Raw genomic sequence first — 15,684 nt, forward strand, 5'->3', positions numbered from 1 at the left:
CCATGGCCCCCCAAGTCCTGGCCGATGGCGTGCCCGAAAGCGCCCAGGTGCGTGCGCTGCTGCAGCTGCGCGAGCTGATCCTCTCGGGCGAGCTCGCGGGCGGCTCGCGCATCGCCGAGCTCGCCATCGTCGAGCGCCTGGGCGTGTCGCGCACGCCGGTGCGCGCCGCGCTGCTGCGGCTCGAACAGGAAGGCCTGCTGCGCGCGCTGCCCGGCGGCGGTTATGTGGTCGAGACCTTTTCCGAGCGCGACATCGCCGACGCCATCGAGCTGCGCGGCACGCTCGAAGGCCTGCTGGCGCGGCTCGCGGCCGAGCGCGGCGCGCCAGCGGCCGTGCTCACCGAAGCGCGCGGCGTGCTCGCGCGCATCGACGCCGTGCTCGCCACGCCCACGCTCGACGACGAGGCCTTCTCCGACTACGTGGCGCTCAACAGCCGCTTTCACGTGCTGCTGGCCGAGATGGCCGACAGCCCCACGGTGGAGCGCCAGCTCGAACGCGTGTGCGCGCTGCCCTTCGCCTCGCCCTCGGGCTTCGTGCTCGCCGAGGCCGAATCGACCCAGGCGCGCGACATGCTCATCGTCGCGCAGGACCAGCACCGCCAGGTGCTCGACGCCATCGAACGCCGCGAGAGCGCGCGCGCCGAGGCCATCCTGCGCGAGCACTCGCGGCTGGCGCAGCGCAACCTGCGCGCCGTGCTCGCGGGCCACACCCAGGGGCAGGCGCACGCCGCCATGCCCGCGCTCAAACTCATCCGCCGCCGCTGACCCCATGAAGAGCAACCCCGTCTGGCAGACCGCGCGTGTCGCCGCCATCACCGATCTCACGCCCACCGTGCGCGAATTCCTGCTGCAGCCCGAAGGCGGCAGCGCCATCGCCTGGCCGCCGGGTGCGCACCTGCAGCTGCGCCTGCGCGTGGCCGGGCGCGAGCAGACGCGTTCGTACTCGCTGGTGGGTCTGCCCGTCGAGGCGGGCGGCGCCTACCGCATCGCGGTCAAGCGGCTCGACGACGGCCGCGGCGGCTCCCGGGCCATGTGGTCGCTCGCGGTGGGCGACACGCTGCCCGTGAGCGCGCCGCAGAACCACTTCGCGCTCGCGCTCGACGCGCCCGAGAGCCTGCTGCTCGCGGGCGGCATCGGCATCACGCCGCTGGTGGGCATGGCGCGCGCGCTGCGCCAGCAGGGGCGCGCCGTGCGCCTGCTGTACGGCGCGCGCAGCCAGGCCGAGCTGGCCTATGCCGAGGCGCTGCGCGCCGAGCTCGGCGAGGCCCTGGTCACCGCGGTGGCCGAGCGCGGCGAGCGGCTCGACCTCGCGGGCGCCATCGCCGCGCTGCCCATGGGTGCGCCGTGTTACGTCTGCGGGCCCGCGGGCCTGCTCGACGCCGCGCGCGCCGCCTGGGCCGCGCAGGGCCGCGCCGCGGCCGACCTGCGCTTCGAAACCTTCGGCAGCGGCGGCCGGCTGCCCACGGGCAGCTTCGTGGTGCAGGTGCCGCGCCACGGCTGCGAGCTCACCGTGCCGCCGGGCGAATCGCTGCTGGACGCGCTCGAGGCCGCGGGCGTGGAGGTCATGAGCGACTGCCGCCGCGGCGAGTGCGGCCTGTGCGCCATGGACGTGCTCGCGCTCGAAGGCGAGATCGACCACCGCGACGTGTTCCTGAGCGCGCACGAGCGCGCCGCCAACCAGCGCATCTGCGCCTGCGTGTCTCGGGTGGTGGGCCGCATCACGCTCGACAGCGCCTGGCGCCCCGACGAGCCGGCCGCCGGCGGCCCCGCGAGCCAGACCCAAGCTCGGGGTTTGCCCCAGGTTTCATAACATAACGGCATAGCTGAAAGTCGGTCTCCGGACTGGCTGCCCGGCCGGGCCGCATGCACAGTGTGGGCGCGTTTTTCCCGCCGCCCGTGCCGCCGAGCACCCACACCCCCCCAGGCGCGGGCCCCAACCCGATCGGAGACAGACGATGAACTTCCTGAAGCGACGCACCGCGCTCGCGGTGCTCGGTGCGGTGGCCGCGGCCACGGTGGCCGGCACCGCCATGGCCCAGACCGTCACGCTGCGCCTGCACCAGATGCTGCCGCAGCAGGCCACCATTCCCGCGCGCGCCCTGGTGCCCTGGGCCCAGAAGGTCGAGGCCGATTCGGGGGGGCGCATCAAGGTGCAGCTGTTCCACGCCATGCAGCTCGGCGGCGCGCCGCCGCAGCTGTTCGACCAGGCCCGCGACGGCGTGGTCGACCTCACCTGGACCGTGCTCGGCTACACCCCGGGCCGCTTCCCCAAGACCGAGGTGTTCGAGCTGCCGTTCATGAGCGGTGACCCGGTGGCCTCGTCGCGCGCCATCCAGGAGTACGTGGAGAAGTTCGCCGCCGACGAGTTCAAGGACGTCAAGCTCATCGCCGTGCACACCCACGGCCCCGGCCTGTTCCACAGCAAGACGCCCATCACCGGCCTGGAGAGCCTGCGCGGCATGAAGGTGCGCGGCGGCTCGCGCATCATCAACAACATGCTGGTCAAGCTCGGCGCCACGCCCGTGGGCATGCCCGTGCCGGCCGTGACCGACGCGCTCACCAAGGGCACCATCGACGCCACCACCATCCCCTGGGAGGTCACGCCTTCGCTCAAGGTGACCGAGCTGGTGAAGAACCACACCACCTTCGCCGGCAAGGAAGGCCTGTACACCCAGACCTTCGCGTTCTCGATGAACCGCGCGTCCTACGAGAAGCTGCCGCCCGATCTCAAGGCGGTGATCGACAAGAACTCGGGCATCGAGACCGCGGCCCTGTTCGGCCGCGCGATGGAAGAGGGCGACAAGGCCGGCCGCGACATCGCGGTCAAGGCCGGCAACAACATCGTCGCGCTCGACATCCAGGAAACCCAGCGCTGGCGCCGCACCGCGTCCACCGTGGAGACCGACTGGATCAACGAAGTGAAGGGCAAGGGCATCGACGGCGCGAAGCTCGCGGCCGAGGCCCGGGCCCTGATCGCCAAGCACAGCCGATAATCGCGGCTCTTTCGACGGCCGGTCCGCTCCCGGTGATGCCGGGGCCGGATCGGCTTGATTTTTCTGATTGGACCCCGCCTTGAAGTTCCTCTCGTTCTTAGCCCAGGTCTGCGCGGTGCTGGCCGGCTTCATCCTCACCGCGGTGACGCTGGTCACCTGCGTCAGCCTCATCGGCCGCAACACCACCGGCTGGACCATCCTCGGCGACTACGAACTCACGGCCGTGGCCGCGGGCGCCGCCGTGGCCCTGTTCATGCCGCTGTGCCAACTGCGCCGCGAAAACATCATCGTGGACTTCTTCACCGCCAAGGCGCCGGCTTCCGTCAACGCCCTGTTCGACCGCTTCGGCGCCCTGCTCATGGCCCTCATGATCGGTGTCATCGGCTGGCGCACCGCCGTCGGCGGCCTCAGCGCGCGCGAGTCCATGACCACCACCATGATGCTCGGCTTCCCCGAGTGGATCACTTACGCGGCCATGGTGCCGCCGCTGCTGCTCACCGCGGCGATCGCGCTGGCGCAGACCTTCGGCCCGGCCCTGGACGAGGAGGGCGCTGCATGAGCTCGCTTGCCATGGCCCTCAGCATCTTCGGCGTCATGCTCGGCCTCATGGCCGTGCGCGTGCCGATCGCGGTCGCGATGTTCGCGGCCGGCACCTTCGGCTACCTCTACCAAGTGGGCCTGCCGCCCTTCCTCAACAACCTCAACGGCCTCGCGTTCGCGCGCTTCGCGAGCTACGACCTGTCGGTGATCCCGCTGTTCATCCTGATGGGCAACTTCGCCACGCAGGGCGGCATCTCCAAGGCGCTGTTCCAGTTCGCGAGCGTGATCATGGCGCGCTTCAAGGGCGGCCTGGCCATGGCCGCCGTGGGCGCAAGCGCGGCCTTCGGCTCCATCTGCGGTTCGTCCATCGCCACCGCGGCCACCATCACCTCGGTGGCCCTGCCCGAGATGAAGCGCCACGGCTACTCGGGTCGCCTGGCCACGGGCACGCTGGCTGCGGGCGGCACGCTGGGCATCCTGATCCCGCCCTCGGTGCCGCTGGTGATCTACGCCATCCTGACCGAGCAGAACATCGCCAAGCTGTTCGCCGCGGCCACCATTCCCGGCATCATCGCGATGCTGGGCTACATGATCGCGATCGCGATCTACGTGCGCGTGCGCCCCGGCCATGCGCCCGACCACAACCTCGACCTGCCGAAGATGTCGCTTCAGGCGGTGATGGGCGTGCTGCCGCTCGCGGTGGTGTTCCTGATCGTGTTCGGCGGCATCTACGGCGGCCTGTTCACCCCCACCGAAGGCGCGGGCGTGGGCGTGGCCTGCACCTTCATCGCGGCCGTGCTCAAGGGCGAGCTCACGCTCAAGAAGGTCAAGGAGTGCTTCCTGTCGACCGCCTCGGCCAGCGCCATGATCTTCATGATCTTCATCGGCGCCGACATGATGAACACCTCGCTGGCGCTCACGCAGGTGCCGGCGCAGCTGGCCAGCGTGATCCAGGGCTGGGACGTGCCGCCCGTGATGGTGGTGGGCGGCATCCTGCTGTTCTACGTGGTGCTGGGCGCGGTGATGGACGAGCTGTCCATGATCCTGCTCACCATCCCCATCTTCTTCCCCGTGATCATGGGCCTGGATTTCGGCATGCCGCAGGAATCGGTCGCCATCTGGTTCGGCATCATGGTGCTCATGACGGTCGGCTTCGGCCTGCTCGCACCGCCCGTGGGCCTGAACGTGTACGTGGTCAACGGCATGGCCAAGGACGTGCCGATCGGCGAGAGCTACCGCGGCGTGATGCCCTTCCTCGCGGCCGACACGCTGCGCACGCTGCTGCTGCTGTTCTTCCCGCCGATCTCCCTCTGGCTCGTCCAGTTCGTGGGATGACGCTGCCGCGCCGCGCCGCCCTCGTGGCCCTGGGCCTTGCGCCCTGGGTCGGGGCGCTGGCGCAGCAGCCCGCCTTCCCCACGCGCGGTCTGCGCCTGGTGGTGCCGTTCGCGGCCGGCGGGGTGGGTGACCTCACGGCGCGCATCGTGGCGGGCAAGCTGGCCGAGCGGCTCGGCCAGCCCGTGGTGATCGAGAACCGCCCCGGCGCGGGCGGCGTGGTGGCCGCGGAAACCGTGGCGCGCGCCGAGCCCGACGGCCACACGCTGTTCCTGATGTCCAACGGCACGGCCGTCACGGCCGGGCTGTTCAAGTCGCTGCCCTTCGACACGATCAGGGACTTCGCGCCCGTCTCCACGCTGGGCTTCTTCGACATCGCGGTGCTCGCACACCCCGACGCCCCGTTCAAGACCTTTCCCGAGCTGCTGGCCTACGCGCGCAGCCACCCGGGCAAGCTCAACATCGGCAGCATCAACATCGGCAGCACGCAGCACCTGGCGGCCGAGCTGTTCAAGAGCAGCGCCGACATCGACGCCCAGACCGTGCCCTTCAACGGCACGCCCAACCTGATCGGCGCGCTGCGCGGCCGCCAGGTCGACGTGGGCGTGGAGATCCTCGCGCCGGTGCTGGCCCAGGTGCGCGCCGGCGCGCTGCGCGCGCTCGCGGTGGCGGGCGAGAAGCGCTCGGTGGTGCTGCCCGACGTGCCCACGGCGGCCGAATCGGGCGTGGCGGGTTTCGTGGCCTCGTCGTGGAACGCGATCGCCGCGCCCGCGAAAACGCCGCGGCCGGTGATCGATCGCCTTCAGCGCGAGATCGCGGCCAGCGTGGCCGACGCCGAGGTGCAGAAGAAGCTGCGCGAACTCAACATCGACCCGCGTTCCTCGTCGCCCGAGCAGACGGCCGCGCTGCTGGCCGGCGACATCAAGCGCTGGAGCGCGGTGATCGAGCGCGCGGGCATTCCCAAGCAGTGAGCGCGCCGCGGGGTGCGGCATGCCGCCCCGCGCTCAGCGCCACATTCAACCCCACCAGGGCAGCAGCCGCTTCATCGCCGCCACCTCGCCGCAGTGGTCGGGCTGGTAGCCGGGCAGGGCGGCCATGCGGGTCTGCCAGGCGCGGCTGCGCAGCAGCTGCAGCAGGCGCTGCATGGGCGCTTCGTCGAGCGTGCGCTTGAGGCCCACGAGCAGGTAGCGCTCGTCGGTGATGGGCACGAAATCGAGCCGCGCGCTGCGCGCCGCGTACTCGGTGCCCAGGCCCACGTCGGCGGTGCCGCCGGCCACCGCCAGCGCCACCGCCGCGTGCGAGCGCTCGATGTGGTCGTAGCCGTCGATGTCCAGCGGCATCAGCCCCGCGCGTGCCAGCAGCTCGTCGAGCAGCAAGCGCGTGCCCGTGCCCAGCGCGCGGTTCACGAAGCGCGCCTGCAGCCGCGCCACGTCGTGGATGTCGCGCAGCCGCATGGGGTTGCCGGGCGCCACGATCAGGCCCTGCGTGCGGCGCGCGAAGCCGATGATCTTGTGCTGGCCCGGCTTGAGCATGGGCCGGTAGGTGCGGGCCGTGGCCGTGCCCGCGTCGGCGAAGGGCTGGGCGTGAAAACCCGCCACGTTGCAGCGGCCCTCGTTGAGCGCGCGGATCGCGTCCACGCTGCCGCAGAAGTGCACGTCCAGGTGCAGCGCGGGCCCGCCCTCGCGCTGGGCCGCGAAGTCCACCAGTTCGTTGAGCGCGTGGTCGTGGCTCGCGTACAGGCGCAGCGTGGGCGCGTTGTCTTCCCCGCCCTCGGGCGCGAGCACCTGCTGGAAGGCGCGTTCGAGCTCCACGCGCAGGCTCTCCAGCTGCGGGCCCAGCCGCGCCTGCGCGAGCCGCTCGGCCGCCAGCAGCTTCTCGCCAAAGGGCGTGAGCCGCGCGGCCTGGCCACGCTCCCAGAAGATCAGGCCCTGGCCGAGCGCGGCCTCCCAGTCCTTCAACTGGCCCCACACGTGGCGGTACGACAGGCCCACCTCGCGCGCCGCGCCCGAGATCGAACCGCTGCTCTTGACCGCCTGCAGCACGTCCATCATGGGGTTGCGCAACAGCGACGCCCCATGGGGCTGGGTGGGCTCGCGGGTGCTCAGGTGGTAGGCCAGCTCGATGCGTCGCATGGCCCCGAGTGTGCCGCAAGCCCCCTTATGCAATGCGGTGCATATCGCGTCTTCACGCAGGGCGCGATGCCCGGCACTTGGCTACAGTGCAGGCCCTGATGAACACCTTCTCCGACAGCCTGGGCGTGGCCTTCGCCCTGATCGCGTCGGGCGACACCGGGCTCTGGGCCATCGTGTGGCGCTCGCTTTTCGTGAGCGCCTGCGCCACCGCCATCGCCTACGCGCTGGGCCTGTGGCTCGGGGCCTGGCTGGCGGCCGCGCGCTTTCGCGGCCGTGGCGCGGTGCTCACGCTGCTCAACACCGCGCTCGCGGTGCCCGCGGTGGTGGTGGGCCTGGTGGTCTACCTGCTGCTGTCGCGCTCGGGACCGCTGGGCTTTCTGGGCTGGCTGTTCAGCGTGCCCGCCATGGTGCTCGCGCAGACCGTGCTCGTGCTGCCGCTGGTGACCGCGCTGGTGCGCCAGGTGGTGGAAGACGCCGAGCTCGGCCACGGCGAGCAGCTGCGCTCGCTGGGCGCGGGCACCACGGTGCGCAGCCTGCTGCTGGCCTGGGACGAGCGCTACGCGCTGCTCACCATCTTCATCACCGCCTTCGGCCGCGCCGTGTCCGAGGTGGGCACGGTGATGATCGTGGGCGGCAACATCGACGGCTTCACGCGCGTCATGACCACCGCCATCGCGCTCGAGACCAGCAAGGGCGACCTGCCGCTGGCGCTGGGCCTGGGCGTGGTGCTGCTGGCCGTGGTGCTGCTGCTCAATGCCGCCGTCTCGCTGCTGCGCCGCTGGCGCGAGAAGGCCGACGGCCTGCTGCCCGTGGGAGCGCCTGCATGAGCGCCGCCGGGCCGTTCCCAAGGCGCTCAGCCCCGCAGTGCGCAGCGCGGAGGGTGGTCCAGTGACCGGCATGCCCGGCGCGCCCACGCTGCCCGCGGCCTGCTTCGATGTGCGCGGCCTGCAGGTGCGCCTGGGCCCGGCGCCGCGCGCGCCCGCGCTCGACGGCGTGAACCTGCGCATCACCGAAGGCGAGCGCGTGGCCCTGATCGGCGCCAACGGCAGCGGCAAGAGCACGCTGCTGCGCGCGCTGCACGGCCTGCTGCCGCTCACCGAAGGCCAGTGCCAGCGCCCCGAGGCGCGCCGCATGGCCATGCTGTTCCAGCGCCCGCACATGCTGCGCGTGCGCGCCTGGCAGAACGTGGCGCTGGGCCTGTGGCTCAAGGGCCTGCGCTGGCGCGAAGCGCGCGAGGCCGCGCACGCCGCGCTGGGCCGCGTGGGCCTGGCCGACATCGCGCAGCGCAACGGCCGCGCGCTCTCGGGTGGCCAGCAGCAGCGGCTCGCGCTCGCGCGCGCCTGGGCGCTCAAGCCCGACGTCTGGCTGCTCGACGAACCCACCGCCAGCCTCGATCCGCACGCCAAGCGCGAGGTCGAGCAGCTCATTGCCGAGTTCACCGCCACGCCCGTGGGCGGACGCCCCACCACCCTGGTGTTCGCCAGCCACAACCTCGGCCAGGTCAAGCGCCTGGCCAGCCGCGTGGTTTACCTCGAGCAGGGCCGCGTGCTCGCCGACCTGCCCGTGGACGATTTTTTCAATGCCGACCTGTTGCGGGCCCTGTGCCCGCACGCCCACCTTTTTGTTCAAGGAGAAGCCTGGTGAAACCCATCCACACACTCGCCACGCTGGCCGCCGGCCTGCTGCTCGGCGGCGCCGCGCTCGCGCAGAACATCGTCGTGGCCTCCACCACGTCCACCGAGCAGTCGGGCCTGTTCGGCCACCTCCTGCCGCAGTTCAAGCAGGCCACGGGCATCGACGTGAAGGTGGTGGCGCTGGGCACCGGCCAGGCCATCGACATGGCGCGCCGCGGCGACGCCGACGTGCTGTTCGTGCACGACAAGGTGGCCGAAGAGAAATTCGTCGCCGACGGCTTCTCGGCCAAGCGCCAGGAGGTCATGTACAACGACTTCGTGCTCGTCGGCCCCAAGGCCGACCCGGCCAAGACCGCGGGCAAGGACATCGTGGCCGCGCTCAAGAAAGTGGCCGCGGCCAACGCGCCCTTCATCTCGCGCGGCGACAAGAGCGGCACGCACGCGGCCGAGCTGCGCTTCTGGAAAATGGCCGGCGCCGAAGCCGCAAAGGGCAGCGGCTACAAGGAATGCGGCTGCGGCATGGGCCCGGCGCTCAACATCGGCTCGGGCTCGAACGCCTATGTGCTGACCGACCGCGGCACCTGGCTCAACTTCAAGAACCGCGGCGAGCTCGTGGTGCTCGTGGAAGGCGACCAGCGCCTGTTCAACCAGTACGGCGTGATGCTGGTGAGCGCGGCCAGGCACCCGCAGGTGAAGACCGCCGAAGGCCAGAAGTTCGTGGACTGGGTGACCGGCGCCGCGGGCCAGGCCGCGATCGCGAGCTACAAGATCGGCGGCGAACAGCTCTTCTTCCCGAACGCGGCCCGGTAAGGGGTCGCCCGCGGCTCAGCCTTCAGCGGCCGCGAGCGCGCACGCGGCCTGGTGGTGCGTGAGCCACACGCGCCCGCTCAGGTGCCGCAGGAAGTCGCTGCGCTGCAGCTTGTCCATCACCGGGCCCTTCACCTCGGACAGGTGCAGTTGCAGGCCGGCATCGCGCAGGCGCTGGTTGATGGCTTCGAGGCTGTCGAGCGCGCTGGCGTCGATGTCGTTGATGGCCGAGCACTGCAGCACCACGTGGCGCAGCGCGGGCCGCTCGGCCACCGCGGCGTTGATGCGGTCTTCGAGCGCGCGCGCGTTGGCGAAGTACAGGCTCTCGTCCATGCGCAGCGCGAGCACCGCGGGCTGCGTGATCACCGTGTGGCGCTGCACGTTGCGGTAGTGCTCGGTGCCCGGCACCTGGCCCACCTCGGCGATGTGCGGCTGGCTGGTGCGCCACAGGTGCAGCAGCAGCGACAGGCCCACGCCCGCCACCAGGCCGCTTTCCACGCCCGCCGCGAGCGTGACGACCAGCGTGGCGAGCACCGCGGTGAAGTCGGCCTTGGCATAGACCCAGGTGCGGCGCAGCATGCCGAAGTCGACCAGCGAGAGCACGGCCACCACGATGGTGGCGGCCAGCGTGGCCTGCGGCAGGTGGAACAGCGCCGGCGTGAGCAGCAGCGAAGCGAACAGGATGCCGACGGCGGTGAACACGCCGGCCGCGGGCGTTTGCGCCCCGGCGTCGAAGTTCACCACCGAGCGCGCGAAGCCGCCCGTGACCGGAAAGCCCCCGCTGAACGCGGCCGCGAGGTTGCTGCCGCCCAGGGCCACGAGTTCCTGGTCGGGCTCGATGCGCTGGCGCCGCTTGGCCGCCAGCGTCTGCCCCACCGACACCGACTCCACGAAACCCACCACGCTGATCAGCAGCGCGGGCACCAGCAGCGACTGCCAGAGCGCGACATCCCACAGCGGTTGCGTGAGCGGCGGCAGGCCCTGTGGCACCGCGCCCACGAGCTTCACGCCGTGCGCGCCGGCGTCGATCGCCCAGGCGAACACGGTGGCGCCGACGATGGCCGCCACCGGCCCGGCCTTGGCCGCGAGCTCGGCCGCGCGCGGCGACAGGCCCAGGCGCTGCAGCAGCGGCTGCAGGCCACGCCGCACCCAAAACAGGAAAGCCAGGCTGCTGGCGCCGATGGCCAGCGTGAGGCCATGGATGTGGCCCCGCTGCGCCCACACCGCCGCGAGCATCTCGACCAGGTTGTGGCCGCCTGCACTCACGCCCAGCAGCGTCTTGAGCTGGCTGGCCGCGATCAGCAGGCCCGAGGCCGTGATGAAGCCCGAGATCACCGGGTGGCTCAGGAAGTGGGCGATGAAGCCCAGCCGCAGCAGGCCCATGGCGAGCAGGATCAGGCCCGAGAGAAAGGCCAGCGTGATCGCCACCGCGAGGTAGGCCGCGCTGCCCGCGGCCGCGTGTTCGCCCACCGCCGCGGCGGTCATGAGCGAGACCACGGCCACAGGGCCCACCGCGAGCACGCGGCTGCTGCCCAGCAGCGCGTACACCAGCAGCGGCGCCACGCTCGCGTACAGGCCCACCTCGGGCGGCAGGCCCGCGAGCTGCGCGTAGGCCAGGCTCTGCGGGATCAGCATCAGCGTGACGATCACCGCGGCCAGTGCGTCGCGCAGCAGGGTGTCGCGGCGGTAGTCGCGCGCCCACACCAGGGCGGGCAGGGCCGGCAGCCAGCGGGGCGCGCGCGGGTTCATGGCGTGGGGCGGGGCAGGCGGCTGAGGTCGTAGCCCGCGGCGGCGGCGGTGGCCAGCAGTTCGTCCCAGGGCCGCTGACCGGCCTGCGACAACGCCCACAGCGTGGTGCAGCGCGTGCCGCTGCGGCAATAGGCGAGCACCGGGCCCGTGGCCTGCGCGAGCGCTTCGCCGAAGGCCTGCACCTGCGCGGGGCCGATCTGGCCCGAGACCACGGGCTGGAACACGAAGCGCAGGCCCGCGGCCTGCGCGGCCGCGGCCATGGTGTGGTGGTCGGGCTGGCCGGGCTGTTCGCCGTCGGGCCGGTTGCAGATGACGGTGGTGAAGCCGGCCGCGGCCAGCGCGGCCATGTCGGCGGGCGCCACCTGCGGCGCCACGGCGAGGCTGGGGGTGAGGCGTTTGAGGTCCATGGGGGTTCCTGAGCGTGGGGGTGTCAGGCGTGGCGCGGCGGCTTCTGGGCGCGCAGCCGCTCGATCCATTCGTACACCAGCATGCCGGCCACCATGGCCACCACGAACACCAGGCCCTTGAGCTCGCCCGAAGCCATGGAGACCAGGCCCGGGCCCGGGCAGAAGCCCGCCAGGCCCCAGCCGATGCCGAAGGTGAGGCTGCCCAGCACCAGCCGGCGGTCGATCTGCGTGGCCTTGGGCAGTTGCATGGCGCCGTCGAGGAAGCTGCGCGTGCGCCGCTTGGCGAGCGCGAAGGCGAACAGGCCCACGGCGATGCCGCCGCCCATCACGAAGGCCAGCGACGGGTCCCAGGCGCCCGCGAGGTCGAGGAAGCCCTGCACCTTGCCGGGGTCGGTCATGCCCGAGAGCAGCAGACCCAGGCCGAAGACCAGGCCGACGATGAACGCAACGAGTTTCTGCATGGCGGTGTCCTCAGAGCAGGTGGCGGATGACGAACACGGTGGCGAAGCCCGTGGCCATGAAGGCCAGCGTGGCCACCAGCGAGCGCGGCGACAGGCGCGAGAGCCCGCACACGCCGTGGCCGCTGGTGCAGCCCGCGCCGTAGCGCGTGCCGATGCCCACGAGCAGACCGGCGATCACGATCAGGCCGAAGCCGGCGTCGATGCGCGGCGCGTTGATGAAGCCTTCGGGCGCGAGCGCGCGGTAGACCAGGGGCGACACGAACAGGCCCGCGAGCAGCGCCACGCGCCAGCCCACGTCGCCGCGGACGGGGTTGAGCACGCCGCCCAGGATGCCGCTGATGCCGAGCACGCGGCCGTTGAACAGGATCAGCAGCGCGGCCGCCACCCCGAGCAGAACGCCGCCGGCCAGCGAGGCCCAGGGCGTGAAGTTGGCGAGATCTATGGTCATGCGGGGTCTCCTCAGCGTTGGCAGAACTGTTGGTAAAGGGTGCGGATGACGGCCTGGGCCTGCGGGCTGTCGATCTGGTAGTACACGTGCTTGCCTTCGCGGCGCGTGCTCACCAGCGACTCTTCGCGCAGCACCGTGAGCTGCTGCGACAGCGTGGGCTGGGTGATGCCCAGCGTGGCTTCGAGTTCGCCCACGTTGTGTTCGCCCTGCAGCAGCTGGCACAGCAGCATCAGGCGATCGGGGTTGGACAGCACCTTCATGAGCCGGCAGGCGGCTTCGGCGCTGGCGTGCATTTCTTCGAGGTCGAGTTTGATGGCGGGCATGGGGATTTCCGTCGAATGGTCGTCACTATATTGACAGATATATTGTTTGTCAATATATTGGCGTTTACTTATTCAAAGGAGCGCCCCATGCCCACCCATCCCTCGCGTCCCCAGGTCCAAGGCCTGTTCGACCCCGCCACCTGGACCGTCACCTACGTGGTCCACAACGGCCCGGGCACGCCCGCGGCCATCGTCGATTCGGTGCTCGACTACGACCCCAAGTCCGGCCGCACGCGCACCGCGTCGGCCGACCGGGTGATCGAATACGTGAAAGCCCAGGGCCTGACCGTCGAGTGGATCCTCGAGACCCATGCCCATGCCGATCACCTCTCGGCCGCGCCCTACCTCAAGCGCCAGCTCGGCGGGCGCATCGGCATCGGCGGGCGCATCACCCAGGTGCAGCAGGTGTTCAAGGGCCTCTTCCATCTCGAGTCCGAATTCCACCCCGACGGATCGCAGTTCGACCACCTGTTCGCGGACGGCGAAACCCTGCGCATCGGCGCCCTCGAAGGCCGGGTGCTGTTCGTGCCCGGCCACACCCCGGCCTGTGCGGCCTACCAGGTGGGCGACGCGGTGTTCGTGGGCGACACGCTGTTCATGCCCGACGTGGGCACGGCGCGCTGCGACTTCCCCGGCGGCGATGCGAAGACGCTCTACGCCTCGGTGCAGAAGATCCTCTCGCTGCCCGGCGACACGCGGCTCTTCATGTGCCACGACTACCCGCCCGAAGGCCGTCCGGTGCGCTTCGAGACCACGGTCGCGGAGCAGCGCGCGCACAACATCCACGTGCACGCGGGCGTGAGCGAGGCGCAGTTCGTGGCCATGCGCACGCAGCGCGACGCCACGCTGGAAATGCCCACGCTCATCCTGCCCTCGGTGCAGGTGAACATCCGCGCGGGCGAGATGCCACCGCCCGAGGCCAATGGTGTGCGCTACCTCAAGATCCCGGTGAACGCGCTCTGAGCCCGTGCGGCCCTCACGGGCCGAGCTGGCGCATCACCTCGGTGTGGAAGTCGCCGCTGGCCGAGGCCGCGGTGAAGTCGGCGGTGCGGCCATCGAAGCGCACCGTGCCCTGGTGCAGCAGCACCAGGCGCTGCGCCTGGCGCGCCTCTTCGATCAGGTGCGTGGCCCAGAGCACCGCCATGCCGTGGTCGGCGCACAGCGCGAGCACGGTGGCCATGAGCTGCTCGCGCGAGGCCGGGTCCAGGCCCACCGTGGCCTCGTCCATGAGCAGCACGCGCGGGCGGTGCAGCAGCGCGCGCAGCAGCTCCACCTTGCGCCGGTTGCCGCCCGAGAGGCTGCGCACCGGCGCGCGCGCCTGCGCCTGCAGGCCCAGCCGCTCCAGGCCTTCGTCGATGCGTGGGTTCGCCTGCGCGCGCGGCAGACCGTGCAGGTCGGTGTGGAAATGCAGGTTGGCGCGCACCGAGAGGTCGAGGTCGAGCGCGCTTTGCTGGAACACCACGCCCAGGCCCGCGAGTGCGCGGTCCGGGTGGCGCGCGAGGTCGTGGCCCAGCACCACGATGCGGCCCTCGTCGGGCGTGAACAGGCCGGTGAGCAGTTGCAGCAGCGTGCTTTTGCCCGCGCCGTTGGGCCCCAGCAGCGCCACCAGCTCGCCGGCCTGCAGGCTGAGGTCCACGCCCTTGAGCGCGGGTCGCGGGCCGTAGCTTTTCTTCAGGCCCTCGGCCTGCAGCAGCGGGGCGTTCATGGCTTGAGCAGGTTCATGCGTTGCAGCAGGCGCTTCTCGCGCTCCACCGTGGCGGCCACCGCGGCGCGGTAGTCGCGCGTGTTGAGGTAGTCGATCGCCTGGTCGAAGCGCGCGAGCTCGCGCACGTGGCGCTCGCTGAACATGGCCTTGTGGAAGGCCTCGTGCAGCACCTGCACCGCGGCCTCGGGCGTGCCCGCGGGCGCGGCCAGGCCCCAGGGCGAGCTGTGCACCGCATACGGGTGGCCGAGCTCGCGCAGCGTGGGCACCTCGGGCCAGCGCGGGCTGCGCTGCGCGCCGAAGGTGGCGAGCAGCCGCACCTTGCCCTGGTCGACCCAGGGCGCGAAGCCGGTGGAGTTCACGCCCGCCATCACCTGGCCGCTGGCGAGGTCGAGCATCTGGTCGGCCGTGCCGCGGTAGGGCACGTGCACGTAACGCACGCCCTGTTGCTGCAGCACCTCTTCCATGGCGAGGTGCGCCGTGGTGCCCACGCCGGTCGAACCGACGATGAGGCGGCCCGGGTTCGCACGCCCCCAGTCCAGCAGGTCGGCAAAGCGCTGGAACGGCGAGGCCGCGGGCACCAGCACGCCGAAGGTGGTGCCCGAGACCTGCACGATGGGGCTGAGGTCGGTCAGCGGGTTCCAGGGCACGGCGTTCATGAGCGCGTGCCGGTACACGGTGATGGGCACCTGGCCGATGGTGTGGCCGTCGGCGTGCGCGGCCTTGAGCAGCGGTGCGACCTGGCTGCCGCCCGCGCCGGGCCGGTTGATCACCACCAGCGGCTGGCCCAGCAGCGGCGCGGCCTCTTCGCACAGGATGCGCAGCGTGAGATCGGTGGCGCCGCCCGCGGGCCAGGGCACGATCAGCTCGATGGGCCGCGAGGGATAGGCCGCCGCGCGCGAAGCGCCCGCGCGGCCCGCCAGGGCCGCCACGCCCAGGCCCAGCATGGCACGGCGTGTCACACCCGGTTGTTGCAGGCTGGAGCAGTGTGGCGCAGGGGTTGGGGGCAGGAGCGGGGGTGACACGGCACAAAACCAGGGTTTGTCCGGAGCCGCAACGGCGTGTGGCGGCCCCGATGCGCGGTGATCGGCAAGTTCCACGCCACGGTGCGCGCGTGGCACCGAACTTGCACCCCGAAGCCCACCACAACGACATTC

18 protein-coding genes are annotated in these 15,684 nt (G+C 71.5%); 10 read left to right on the plus strand and 8 right to left on the minus strand.

The window, feature by feature from the left end:
- Window positions 1–2: 2 nt before the first annotated feature.
- The 6 genes from G9Q37_RS03430 (at window position 3) to G9Q37_RS03455 (ending at window position 5,835) form a co-directional block, all read left to right on the plus strand.
- On the plus strand, window positions 3–764 hold the full coding sequence (locus tag G9Q37_RS03430) for a GntR family transcriptional regulator (protein WP_166224597.1): 762 nt from the start codon (window positions 3–5) through the stop codon (window positions 762–764).
- A gap of 4 nt (window positions 765–768) precedes the next feature.
- A complete protein-coding gene (locus G9Q37_RS03435) occupies window positions 769–1,809 on the plus strand; it encodes a PDR/VanB family oxidoreductase (protein WP_166224600.1) in 1,041 nt (346 codons plus the stop codon).
- A 145-nt stretch (window positions 1,810–1,954) separates the two neighbouring features.
- A complete protein-coding gene (locus G9Q37_RS03440) occupies window positions 1,955–2,992 on the plus strand; it encodes a TRAP transporter substrate-binding protein (RefSeq protein ID WP_166224603.1) in 1,038 nt (345 codons plus the stop codon).
- Between the two features lie 79 nt (window positions 2,993–3,071).
- The gene (locus G9Q37_RS03445; RefSeq protein WP_166224605.1) at window positions 3,072–3,551 is read left to right on the plus strand and encodes a TRAP transporter small permease; all 480 of its coding nucleotides are present in this window, start codon (window positions 3,072–3,074) and stop codon (window positions 3,549–3,551) included.
- Window positions 3,548–4,867, plus strand: a complete 1,320-nt coding sequence (locus G9Q37_RS03450; RefSeq protein ID WP_166224608.1) for a TRAP transporter large permease — start codon at window positions 3,548–3,550, stop codon at window positions 4,865–4,867. Before G9Q37_RS03445 ends, G9Q37_RS03450 begins: the two co-directional genes overlap by 4 nt.
- Window positions 4,864–5,835: a Bug family tripartite tricarboxylate transporter substrate binding protein gene (locus G9Q37_RS03455; protein WP_166224611.1), complete on the plus strand. Its 972-nt coding sequence runs from the start codon at window positions 4,864–4,866 to the stop codon at window positions 5,833–5,835. Before G9Q37_RS03450 ends, G9Q37_RS03455 begins: the two co-directional genes overlap by 4 nt.
- Window positions 5,836–5,880: 45 nt before the next feature.
- Here the strand turns inward: G9Q37_RS03455 and G9Q37_RS03460 are convergent, their stop codons facing one another.
- On the minus strand, window positions 5,881–6,996 hold the full coding sequence (locus tag G9Q37_RS03460) for a substrate-binding domain-containing protein (RefSeq protein ID WP_166224614.1): 1,116 nt from the start codon (window positions 6,994–6,996) through the stop codon (window positions 5,881–5,883).
- A gap of 98 nt (window positions 6,997–7,094) precedes the next feature.
- Here G9Q37_RS03460 and G9Q37_RS03465 point away from each other — a divergent pair, with 98 nt between their 5' ends.
- The 3 genes from G9Q37_RS03465 (at window position 7,095) to G9Q37_RS03475 (ending at window position 9,440) form a co-directional block, all read left to right on the plus strand.
- Window positions 7,095–7,823, plus strand: a complete 729-nt coding sequence (locus G9Q37_RS03465; protein WP_166224617.1) for an ABC transporter permease — start codon at window positions 7,095–7,097, stop codon at window positions 7,821–7,823.
- 70 nt (window positions 7,824–7,893) lie between these two features.
- Window positions 7,894–8,640, plus strand: a complete 747-nt coding sequence (locus tag G9Q37_RS03470) for an ATP-binding cassette domain-containing protein (protein ID WP_166230914.1) — start codon at window positions 7,894–7,896, stop codon at window positions 8,638–8,640.
- Window positions 8,637–9,440 (plus strand): ABC transporter substrate-binding protein, encoded by an 804-nt coding sequence (locus tag G9Q37_RS03475; RefSeq protein WP_166224620.1) that lies wholly within the window; start codon window positions 8,637–8,639, stop codon window positions 9,438–9,440. The genes G9Q37_RS03470 and G9Q37_RS03475 overlap by 4 nt, the downstream gene beginning before the upstream one ends.
- Window positions 9,441–9,455: 15 nt before the next feature.
- Here G9Q37_RS03475 and G9Q37_RS03480 read toward each other — a convergent pair whose 3' ends face one another.
- The 5 genes from G9Q37_RS03480 to G9Q37_RS03500 are packed head-to-tail and all read right to left on the minus strand — an operon-like array spanning window position 9,456 to window position 12,825.
- The gene (locus G9Q37_RS03480; RefSeq protein WP_166224623.1) at window positions 9,456–11,186 is read right to left on the minus strand and encodes a SulP family inorganic anion transporter; all 1,731 of its coding nucleotides are present in this window, start codon (window positions 11,184–11,186) and stop codon (window positions 9,456–9,458) included.
- A complete protein-coding gene (locus G9Q37_RS03485; protein ID WP_166224625.1) occupies window positions 11,183–11,593 on the minus strand; it encodes a protein tyrosine phosphatase family protein in 411 nt (136 codons plus the stop codon). The genes G9Q37_RS03480 and G9Q37_RS03485 overlap by 4 nt, the downstream gene beginning before the upstream one ends.
- A gap of 23 nt (window positions 11,594–11,616) precedes the next feature.
- Window positions 11,617–12,054, minus strand: a complete 438-nt coding sequence (locus G9Q37_RS03490) for a YeeE/YedE family protein (protein ID WP_166224628.1) — start codon at window positions 12,052–12,054, stop codon at window positions 11,617–11,619.
- A 10-nt stretch (window positions 12,055–12,064) separates the two neighbouring features.
- Complete coding sequence (locus tag G9Q37_RS03495; RefSeq protein WP_166224631.1) at window positions 12,065–12,502, minus strand: YeeE/YedE family protein; 438 nt, start codon at window positions 12,500–12,502, stop codon at window positions 12,065–12,067.
- 11 nt (window positions 12,503–12,513) lie between these two features.
- The gene (locus G9Q37_RS03500; protein ID WP_166224634.1) at window positions 12,514–12,825 is read right to left on the minus strand and encodes an ArsR/SmtB family transcription factor; all 312 of its coding nucleotides are present in this window, start codon (window positions 12,823–12,825) and stop codon (window positions 12,514–12,516) included.
- An 87-nt stretch (window positions 12,826–12,912) separates the two neighbouring features.
- Here G9Q37_RS03500 and G9Q37_RS03505 point away from each other — a divergent pair, with 87 nt between their 5' ends.
- The gene (locus G9Q37_RS03505; protein WP_166224637.1) at window positions 12,913–13,788 is read left to right on the plus strand and encodes an MBL fold metallo-hydrolase; all 876 of its coding nucleotides are present in this window, start codon (window positions 12,913–12,915) and stop codon (window positions 13,786–13,788) included.
- A 13-nt stretch (window positions 13,789–13,801) separates the two neighbouring features.
- Here the strand turns inward: G9Q37_RS03505 and G9Q37_RS03510 are convergent, their stop codons facing one another.
- Window positions 13,802–14,530: an ABC transporter ATP-binding protein gene (locus G9Q37_RS03510; protein WP_166224640.1), complete on the minus strand. Its 729-nt coding sequence runs from the start codon at window positions 14,528–14,530 to the stop codon at window positions 13,802–13,804.
- Window positions 14,527–15,489: a tripartite tricarboxylate transporter substrate binding protein gene (locus G9Q37_RS03515; RefSeq protein WP_240936500.1), complete on the minus strand. Its 963-nt coding sequence runs from the start codon at window positions 15,487–15,489 to the stop codon at window positions 14,527–14,529. The genes G9Q37_RS03510 and G9Q37_RS03515 overlap by 4 nt, the downstream gene beginning before the upstream one ends.
- Window positions 15,490–15,684 lie beyond the last annotated feature (195 nt).

Source organism: Hydrogenophaga crocea, from assembly GCF_011388215.1.
Classification (GTDB): Bacteria; Pseudomonadota; Gammaproteobacteria; order Burkholderiales; family Burkholderiaceae_C; genus Hydrogenophaga; species Hydrogenophaga crocea.

Excerpts from the sequence above, each read along its gene's own strand:
- G9Q37_RS03485 (WP_166224625.1), bottom strand. The coding sequence starts at position 11,593 with ATGGACCTCAAACGCCTCACCCCCAGCCTCGCCGTGGCGCCGCAGGTG.
- G9Q37_RS03455 (WP_166224611.1), top strand. The coding sequence starts at position 4,864 with ATGACGCTGCCGCGCCGCGCCGCCCTCGTGGCCCTGGGCCTTGCGCCC.
- G9Q37_RS03450 (WP_166224608.1), top strand. The coding sequence starts at position 3,548 with ATGAGCTCGCTTGCCATGGCCCTCAGCATCTTCGGCGTCATGCTCGGC.
- G9Q37_RS03480 (WP_166224623.1), bottom strand. The coding sequence starts at position 11,186 with ATGAACCCGCGCGCGCCCCGCTGGCTGCCGGCCCTGCCCGCCCTGGTG.
- G9Q37_RS03465 (WP_166224617.1), top strand. The coding sequence starts at position 7,095 with ATGAACACCTTCTCCGACAGCCTGGGCGTGGCCTTCGCCCTGATCGCG.
- G9Q37_RS03470 (WP_166230914.1), top strand. The coding sequence starts at position 7,894 with ATGCCCGGCGCGCCCACGCTGCCCGCGGCCTGCTTCGATGTGCGCGGC.
- G9Q37_RS03440 (WP_166224603.1), top strand. The coding sequence starts at position 1,955 with ATGAACTTCCTGAAGCGACGCACCGCGCTCGCGGTGCTCGGTGCGGTG.
- G9Q37_RS03490 (WP_166224628.1), bottom strand. The coding sequence starts at position 12,054 with ATGCAGAAACTCGTTGCGTTCATCGTCGGCCTGGTCTTCGGCCTGGGT.
- G9Q37_RS03495 (WP_166224631.1), bottom strand. The coding sequence starts at position 12,502 with ATGACCATAGATCTCGCCAACTTCACGCCCTGGGCCTCGCTGGCCGGC.
- G9Q37_RS03435 (WP_166224600.1), top strand. The coding sequence starts at position 769 with ATGAAGAGCAACCCCGTCTGGCAGACCGCGCGTGTCGCCGCCATCACC.
- G9Q37_RS03460 (WP_166224614.1), bottom strand. The coding sequence starts at position 6,996 with ATGCGACGCATCGAGCTGGCCTACCACCTGAGCACCCGCGAGCCCACC.
- G9Q37_RS03500 (WP_166224634.1), bottom strand. The coding sequence starts at position 12,825 with ATGCCCGCCATCAAACTCGACCTCGAAGAAATGCACGCCAGCGCCGAA.
- G9Q37_RS03430 (WP_166224597.1), top strand. The coding sequence starts at position 3 with ATGGCCCCCCAAGTCCTGGCCGATGGCGTGCCCGAAAGCGCCCAGGTG.
- G9Q37_RS03510 (WP_166224640.1), bottom strand. The coding sequence starts at position 14,530 with ATGAACGCCCCGCTGCTGCAGGCCGAGGGCCTGAAGAAAAGCTACGGC.
- G9Q37_RS03505 (WP_166224637.1), top strand. The coding sequence starts at position 12,913 with ATGCCCACCCATCCCTCGCGTCCCCAGGTCCAAGGCCTGTTCGACCCC.